The 7,117-nt window shown below is 42.0% G+C and carries 9 protein-coding genes and 1 pseudogene; 6 read left to right on the forward strand and 4 right to left on the reverse strand.

Translation table 11 applies throughout. The annotated features are described in order from the left end of the window. Nucleotides 1-146: 146 nt before the first annotated feature. The gene (locus tag BM122_RS19715) at nucleotides 147-698 is read left to right on the forward strand and encodes a hypothetical protein (RefSeq protein WP_143083561.1); all 552 of its coding nucleotides are present in this window, start codon (nucleotides 147-149) and stop codon (nucleotides 696-698) included. 79 nt (nucleotides 699-777) lie between these two features. Here the strand turns inward: BM122_RS19715 and BM122_RS19720 are convergent, their stop codons facing one another. After that, nucleotides 778-981 (reverse strand): CsbD family protein, encoded by a 204-nt coding sequence (locus tag BM122_RS19720; RefSeq protein ID WP_074907219.1) that lies wholly within the window; start codon nucleotides 979-981, stop codon nucleotides 778-780. Between the two features lie 963 nt (nucleotides 982-1,944). Beyond that, on the reverse strand, nucleotides 1,945-2,085 hold the full coding sequence (locus BM122_RS25580) for a hypothetical protein (RefSeq protein ID WP_256212241.1): 141 nt from the start codon (nucleotides 2,083-2,085) through the stop codon (nucleotides 1,945-1,947). Nucleotides 2,086-2,517: 432 nt separating this feature from the next. On the opposite strand from BM122_RS25580, the gene BM122_RS25750 reads away from it, so the two are divergent. From BM122_RS25750 to BM122_RS19740, 3 genes are all read left to right on the forward strand, one after another. Beyond that, complete coding sequence (locus BM122_RS25750; protein WP_305728221.1) at nucleotides 2,518-2,784, forward strand: single-stranded DNA-binding protein; 267 nt, start codon at nucleotides 2,518-2,520, stop codon at nucleotides 2,782-2,784. Between the two features lie 95 nt (nucleotides 2,785-2,879). Next, nucleotides 2,880-3,401: a hypothetical protein gene (locus BM122_RS19735; protein ID WP_074907221.1), complete on the forward strand. Its 522-nt coding sequence runs from the start codon at nucleotides 2,880-2,882 to the stop codon at nucleotides 3,399-3,401. A gap of 56 nt (nucleotides 3,402-3,457) precedes the next feature. Further along, complete coding sequence (locus tag BM122_RS19740; RefSeq protein ID WP_074907223.1) at nucleotides 3,458-3,652, forward strand: hypothetical protein; 195 nt, start codon at nucleotides 3,458-3,460, stop codon at nucleotides 3,650-3,652. A 407-nt stretch (nucleotides 3,653-4,059) separates the two neighbouring features. On the opposite strand, the gene BM122_RS19745 is transcribed toward BM122_RS19740, so the two are convergent. Continuing rightward, nucleotides 4,060-5,076, reverse strand: a complete 1,017-nt coding sequence (locus BM122_RS19745; RefSeq protein WP_083398624.1) for a formylglycine-generating enzyme family protein — start codon at nucleotides 5,074-5,076, stop codon at nucleotides 4,060-4,062. Between the two features lie 62 nt (nucleotides 5,077-5,138). Beyond that, a pseudogene (locus BM122_RS19750) lies at nucleotides 5,139-5,892 on the reverse strand (IS5 family transposase). A gap of 469 nt (nucleotides 5,893-6,361) precedes the next feature. Here BM122_RS19750 and BM122_RS19755 point away from each other — a divergent pair. Together BM122_RS19755 and BM122_RS23700 are read left to right on the forward strand one after the other, a co-directional pair. Continuing rightward, nucleotides 6,362-6,553: a transposase gene (locus BM122_RS19755; RefSeq protein WP_074907225.1), complete on the forward strand. Its 192-nt coding sequence runs from the start codon at nucleotides 6,362-6,364 to the stop codon at nucleotides 6,551-6,553. A 26-nt stretch (nucleotides 6,554-6,579) separates the two neighbouring features. Next, nucleotides 6,580-6,723 (forward strand): hypothetical protein, encoded by a 144-nt coding sequence (locus BM122_RS23700; protein WP_177198227.1) that lies wholly within the window; start codon nucleotides 6,580-6,582, stop codon nucleotides 6,721-6,723. Nucleotides 6,724-7,117 lie beyond the last annotated feature (394 nt).

Below are 7,117 nucleotides of genomic sequence, written 5' to 3' on the forward strand. Positions count from 1 at the left end.
GTTCTTATAAGGGGCTTATGGTGCATGTATTAGGAAAACTGGCTGCGGCTCTGTTTTTCTGGAATTTTTTACGAGTTAGCTCTTAATTCACATTTTAGTACTACTAAAATCAGGTTATGTACAAGAAGCTTGGGGCTCTTCAAAGAATGCTCGATGAATTCAATGAAGATATTCAGTTTTTATCTTTAGGCGTGATCTATAGTGATTTAAGTGAACTACATAAGCGGTATTTAGAAGCATTTTATATGGAAGAATTTGGTTGCGAGAAAACAGAAAGGCCAATGATTCCATGCCAAAAGATTCGTGCATATATAGCAAATTCTCAGGCTAGGGGTCCGAATCCATACGGAGCAATCAAAGCAGGTAAAGAAGTCAGCAATATCTACTCTGGATTTGTTCACGGTGTATCACCACATATAATGGATATGTATGGTGGCCAACCACCAAAATTCCATGTTCGTGGAATGCTAGGGACATTAAGAATTATAGAGCATGAGGAAGATCTTTGGAATTATGCATATAGGGGAATTCTATCATGCGTGTTTGCTGCTAAAGTATTTGGCCATGAAAAAATGTTTAACTGCATTCGCGATTATCGTGATGAATTTGTGGAATATTGGAAGGATAAATATGGAGAAAATAAGATATGGCACAGATACCCAGGTAATTTGGTAACTATAAGATTTGCTCTGAGCTAATACAGATAACGATTAAAATTGACTGTAGAATATGTTACTTTCGCAACATATTCTACTTTACACAAGAGGAGCGCACTACCTAATCTTTAAGGTTTCTTTCCCAATCGCCAACTTGCTTTTCGGCTTCTTCTCTACTGATTCCATATGATTTCTGAATATTGCCAACCAACTGATCGCGTTTCCCAGCAATCTTGTCGCACTCATCGTCAGTAAGTTCGCCCCATTGCTCCTTGACTTTACCTTTGAATTGTTTCCAGTTACCTTCTATTTGGTCCCAGTTCATTTTGCAGCTCCTTTTTAAGTTTAAATTAAATTTCTACTGCTTGATGCTTATTTCATCGAACATCCATAAAATGCACTAGGATTGGTTCGTATGGTAAGGTTACATGTATTAATTTATGTGTAATCAGTTATATTATAATGCTGGCATGAGTGTGCTTCTGTGCGCTAGCTAACGTAGTGCTTAATTTTTCCTAAAGCTGAGCTGATTCACTTTCAAGGGTGATTGCCGCTTTTTGATTTTTCGCCATGTGCGAATGATTCCTCAGGACGGGCTGACCAGAAGATTACCGCCAAAGTAGAGATATATACTTCATCCTATAAACCATGAGTATTAAGAAAGCAATAAACTCAGGTAAAAGCATTCTACGCATCATCTGTGAGAAGACCAGGCATATCATTCACTTCCTGGCTGCTTTCCGTGTTTTGCGAATGGGTTTTCTCTTCTATCATAATCCCAAGGGCGCGGTCCACTATTCGAGATTTGCAGGGTAGCACTATCCGCCCGGATTCTACAGGACTGACATAATCGCAGCTCAACCACCAATGATGCAATTAACCTAAATTCCTCTTTTAACCAGAATTGGAAGCCAAATGAAAAGTTGGCGAATCGAGAATTGGAGGATTTTTTGATCTGACGGCGAAGATTTTGTCGATAATATAACGTACTAAGGTAGGCCGACGTACCACTTTTGATAACTGAAGCGTATTTACCAGAATGAAATCAAGACCCTGACGGATACTGCTGATCATCGTTTTAATTTGATCACCGGCCGCGTGAGTTAATGTAAGCATTAGGCGTGATTGACCAGCATGCCGAGTCAGGCGGGGGAACACCGTTTAGTAGCAAAGGGCGACTCGTAATTGCCTCCAGATGCGTTCTGGGGTGCGCTAAACGAACATACCCACTCTCCACCAATTATAAATGAGCGCGACTGCTCGCGCTGAGAGGTTACAGCTTTCTAGGTCATGAAGTGGTATAGCCACCCCAGCCCCATTGGTTTTTCAACTCATCGAAGCTGTTCTCACAATCTGCCCGGTCCCGGTACAACTGACTAGGAGCTTCCAGGGAATAATCAGCATTAGTCACCAGAACAGCAACTCCCACACTTTGATCTTATCTGAATAATTAGCTGTCAAGTCCCGTTTGATTATGTACAGGTTTTTGGAATAACTCAGGTCGTTGATGCTGCCATTTTTCCAAAGCCTGAACAGGTGTGATATGTCCATTGCTTTTTGAGGGATAGATTGATTGTAGATAACGTGAGTTCGACATAAGAAAAGCTGTAAAAGGAGCCTGAATTCCTTATGATGAAGTAGTAGTTTTGGAAAAGAATTTAGTCACGAGAGGAGCTAGATTTCAATGGATACAATATCGATTTTTTGTGTGATTGACGATTTTTGTAGAAGATTTGAGCCACGGTGGGGGACGATTACTAGAGTTGTCGCTGAAACGGCGTCGTCGACGAGGAGAGCTGCATCTAAGTGAAATCATGGCAGTAGAATTTGAAAAAAGACTTAAGAAAGTGTCCAGCTTTATTTGACCGCAACAATCATGTGTGGCAAGCAGGCAGAGATAGCAGGTGAATGCCTTAGAAAGGGCTCGCAAGTCTATACCGAAAGCCGCTTGCAGATACGTAAAAAGACGGATAAATCCAACATTGGCATTACATCTACTGAAATTATCGCTGATCGCATGCAAATGCTTGGCAATTGTTCTGGTAGAAGCGTTGATTATTCTGATAGTGGTTTTAAAAGTAGATCACTCAATCAAGTGATTATACGAGAGCGTATGGTAGCAATGTAGTTAGACAGCGAAGCACTGGAACAGGTTTTGACTATATAAAAGACGATATTCCTTTTTAACGGGCACCTAATTTTTAGACCAAACGGAGAACTGAAATGAAAAAAATAGATACATGGCTTAATAAATTTTTAGGTATTGGGAAGGGGGAGGATGTGGAGAGGCTTGTGGACAATAAAGAAAGTTTCGACCGAACTCGTTCTATGGAAGGTTACAAAGAATATGTAAACCCAAATGCAATAAGAAGTGAAATAAAAAAAATAGATGCATGGCTTAATAAATTTTTAGGTATTGGGAAGGGGGAGGATGTGGAGAGACTTGTGGGCAATAAAGACGGCTTCGGCCGAACTCGTTCTATGGAAAGTTACAAAGAATATGTAAACCCAAATGCAATAAGAAGTAAAATAAAAAAAATAGATGCATGGCTTAATAAATTTTTAGGTATTGGGAAGGGGGAGGATGTGGAGAGATTTGTATGCACTAAAGAAGGTTACGATTGGACAGGTCGATCGCTAAGTAGCTACCAAACATATATTGATCCAAATGCAATAAAAGAAGGCACGTCAATCATCATAGATCACAACAAAAAGACAATTAGATTTATGATGCTTAAATCATAAGATTAAAACCACCGGCTGATCATGATTCTATAATTAAAAGGAATTAGGAAATAAAGATGGCTGGATTATCAACTATTAATACCAAAGGCAATGATTTAAGAAGCCTTCAAGCATTAGGCCGAAAGAAGCAGGTGGATAAAAACAAAACAGAAATTGCCTGCGAGCAATATTTGAAGCACGTAGGCAATCCAGCGAAATTGCTTGGTATCACATCGCATGTGATTATCGATCCGTTCTTTGCTATTTGTTGAATCTTCTTTCCCCCGATAGCCGAGATATTCAGCAATGAAGATTCAACACACAATGCTATAATGCTATGGTCCTCTCCCTTACCAATGCTGAAAATAAACCGCTTGATTAGTCCAGGCATAACTTATTGATTTATATAATTTAAAAAATAATAACTTGCAGACTTCATACCTGCATGGTGGGTAGAGGTGGTGAGAATAATGGCGCAAAGAGAGAAGAAGTGAACGGATCTGGGGAGTCTTTTTAAACATTGAAGTTCGCAAGAATCTGCAAGAACCCGAGTAAATACGCGAGAAGTGGGAAGGAAAAGGCCAACCGAGTTTTGTCATTTCCCTGGCACCTGTTCTTAATGTGACAAGTTTATTCAAGTATCACTTCTGGTGGTTTTCCTTCGATTTAAGCAGATCGTTTAGCGTTCTGGAACCTCACGCACTAGACGCATTCCAACCAAGGAATAACGTGAATTCGGCGAAATCCAGTTGCGATAGGATGAACGTGCGTAGAGGGACCAGGTATGCCAAGAGCCTCCTCGTCTTACTCGTACGATGCCATCGGCTGGTCCTTGGGGGTCATCAATGGGTGATTTTGCGTAATAGTCATTCGCATACCAGTCGGAAACCCATTCCCATGCATTGCCATGCATATCATACAGCCCCCAGCTATTTGGTGCAAAACTGCCAACGGGTGAGGTGAATGCGAAATTATCATGGCCTGATAGTGCAAATTGCGCCCAGCGTGGCCAGTACTCTTTGGCATCAGCATCGAAAATATTGGCGATTTTTTTCAAGGATTCTGGATTATTACCGCTTGCATATCGTGTGCGCGTGCCGGCACGGCAGGCATATTCCCATTCTGCCTCAGTTGGAAGGCGATACTTGATTCCTTCTTTCTCGCTGAGCCATTTCGTTAATGCTATTGCATCATTCCAGGTTACGTTTAAGACCGGATGATTGTCTCCTTGGACAAAACCCGGGTTATGCCAGGAATATTTCGGATCGCGTCCCTCAAAAGCATCACCGCTATCGGATTTGGTAGGATCATAATTCGCGTTATATCCATACCCTCCCGTTCCGTCTGCGACCGACTCTGGGATATAGCCTGAAGCTTCTAAAAATTTACGAAACTGTCCGACAGTCACTTCAAACTGTCCAAGGTAGAAAGGTTGAGTGATGCGCACTCGATGCACTGGTGCTTCGTCCCCAAGTTCCTGCACACGGCGGCGCTCGTACTGCGGATAGTCCTGTGACAACACATCCTGCGATTCATCGCTGCCCATCAAAAATTCACCCGTAGGCACCAGCACAAACTTCATCCCCAGAGAATTCTCAACTGCCGCAGACGGCGAGCCTTGCTCATCAGCAAGGAGTAAGGCAGATATCGTTAAAGTAAGAACATAAACCAGTGCTGTAACCAGTAGATGTCGCACAAGTCATCTCCATTAATGTAGGGATAATGTAAGTTTTATTGTATCTAGGATCTGTTGACATTTTACATAGGTAGCCACAGATATCCGCACGCGATGGCGACCATACTTTCATAATTTCTTTTTAGTTTGTCATATCGCGTAGCTACTGTCCGATACTGCTTGAGGCGTGTAAAGGTATTTTCCACCAAATGCCGATAACTATACAAGCCCCAATCCATATCTGCATTACCTTTCAACGAATTGCGCTTTCTCGGGATCGCAGCCTTGGCACCCTTCTTTACTATCTGCTCCCGTATATATTCACTGTCATAGCCCTTATCTGCCACAATCACTTCCACGTCAGGCAACTTAGCAATCAGCTGGGGTGCTGCAGAACAATCATTCACTTCTCCGCCAGTAATATCAAACTCAACCGGCAAACGACAACTATCAACCGCTAAATGGATCTTCGTAGTGTTACCCGCACGGCTTTTCCCGATGGCCTGGGCTTCCTGACCTACCGCTCCCGCACTTGGCTTTGCGCTTTAACGTAGCTGCCATCAATAAACCCCCACTCCCAGTCCGGATCAATAGTCAGCGCCTTAAAAATCCTCATCCACTTACTACACTACTGGATGACCATGCATTGAATCTTTTATAGATGGAATTCCAGCAGCCGAACGCCTTGGGCAGGTCTCGCCACGGACAGCCAACCCGCATTCGATACAGTATGCCTTCTACCGTCATGCGCAGATTGTGCTTGTTATCAATCGCTTCTTGAAGCAGAATCTTCTCCAGCTTCGGCCAGAACTCATCACTGAGCATCAATCGGGGCATCGCAAACTTGTTTTATTGGTGGTATAGGAACCTCAATATTGCGAGTTTGCTCCTATTTATTAAATAGTTATCTCAAATTGTCAACAGACCCTAGAGTAATAAAAATAATGTTGGCTTGTTGGTCAAAAAGATTGATGAAACTCATGATGAGTAGGCTTCGCAGAGAGCCAAGTGATGGTGGTCGTAGCCAGCAATAAGATTGCCATGAGTGCACACCTTATAAATGCCACGTTTTCCTTCCCCTACCAATGCTGAAAATAAATCGCTTGATTAGTCCGAGCATAATCCATTGATTTATATCATCAAAAAATGCAAACTTGTGAACTTCGCCCTTGCATGACGGGTAGGGGTCGAGAGAATAATGGCGCAAAGAGAGAAAAATTAAGCTGATTTGCCGGATTTCATGGAACCTCGAAGTCCGCAAGAATTCGCAAGTTTGCCCAAACTCTCGCCCGCTTGAGTCATTGTCATGGACAACGCGACCTTCCACAAACGGCAGGATATCAAAACTGCCATTGCTGATGCCGAGCATACGCATGAATATCTGTCGTCTTATTCTCCAGATTTGAATGGCATTGAACCTAAATGGGCCCAGGCCAAAGCCATCAGAAAAAGGGAAGGTTGTTCTATCAAACAGCTCTTTGCCGCCTATGTATTTTGAACCATTTTATATGGGACCAGCTATAAATGGATTTCTCAGCTGGGCGTTACAGAAATGGCGCGCACGGCCAGACCGAAAGCAAGGTGAACTTGTTGGGGTTGTTTTCGATTCTTACCACCATGGTATCGGTGGCATTGAGAGGAATTGAGGAGGTAGTGTTTTCTCCTTAGAACAAGGAGTTGATTAAGATCAAATTAGGATTTCATTGACAAACTAGTCAAGTGTGAAGCAGTAAGGGATTAGTTACCATGCATATTTTCAAAAGATGTGGCAGTTTGTTGTGTGCAAAAGTTATGATCTATTCATCGTATAATAAGGATTTAACAAAGTTAGTTATAGTGAAAACTAAATTGAGGTAATTTTATCAAATATAAGAAAATAGCATATAGCTTGCAGTATTTTCCAATACAGAAATGAGTCTGAAAGAAGGTTGTTGAATTTGAGTATTCGAACTTGATTCTGTTTTGGTCTGGTTAAAAAAATGTTTCATTTGTATTTTACCATTGCATCATTAAGCAGATTGCTTGAGAGCCTCGGCAATGGATTGGAATAACGCCTGTCGCG

Source organism: Nitrosomonas communis (assembly GCF_900114745.1).
GTDB classification, from domain to species: domain Bacteria; phylum Pseudomonadota; class Gammaproteobacteria; order Burkholderiales; family Nitrosomonadaceae; genus Nitrosomonas; species Nitrosomonas communis_A.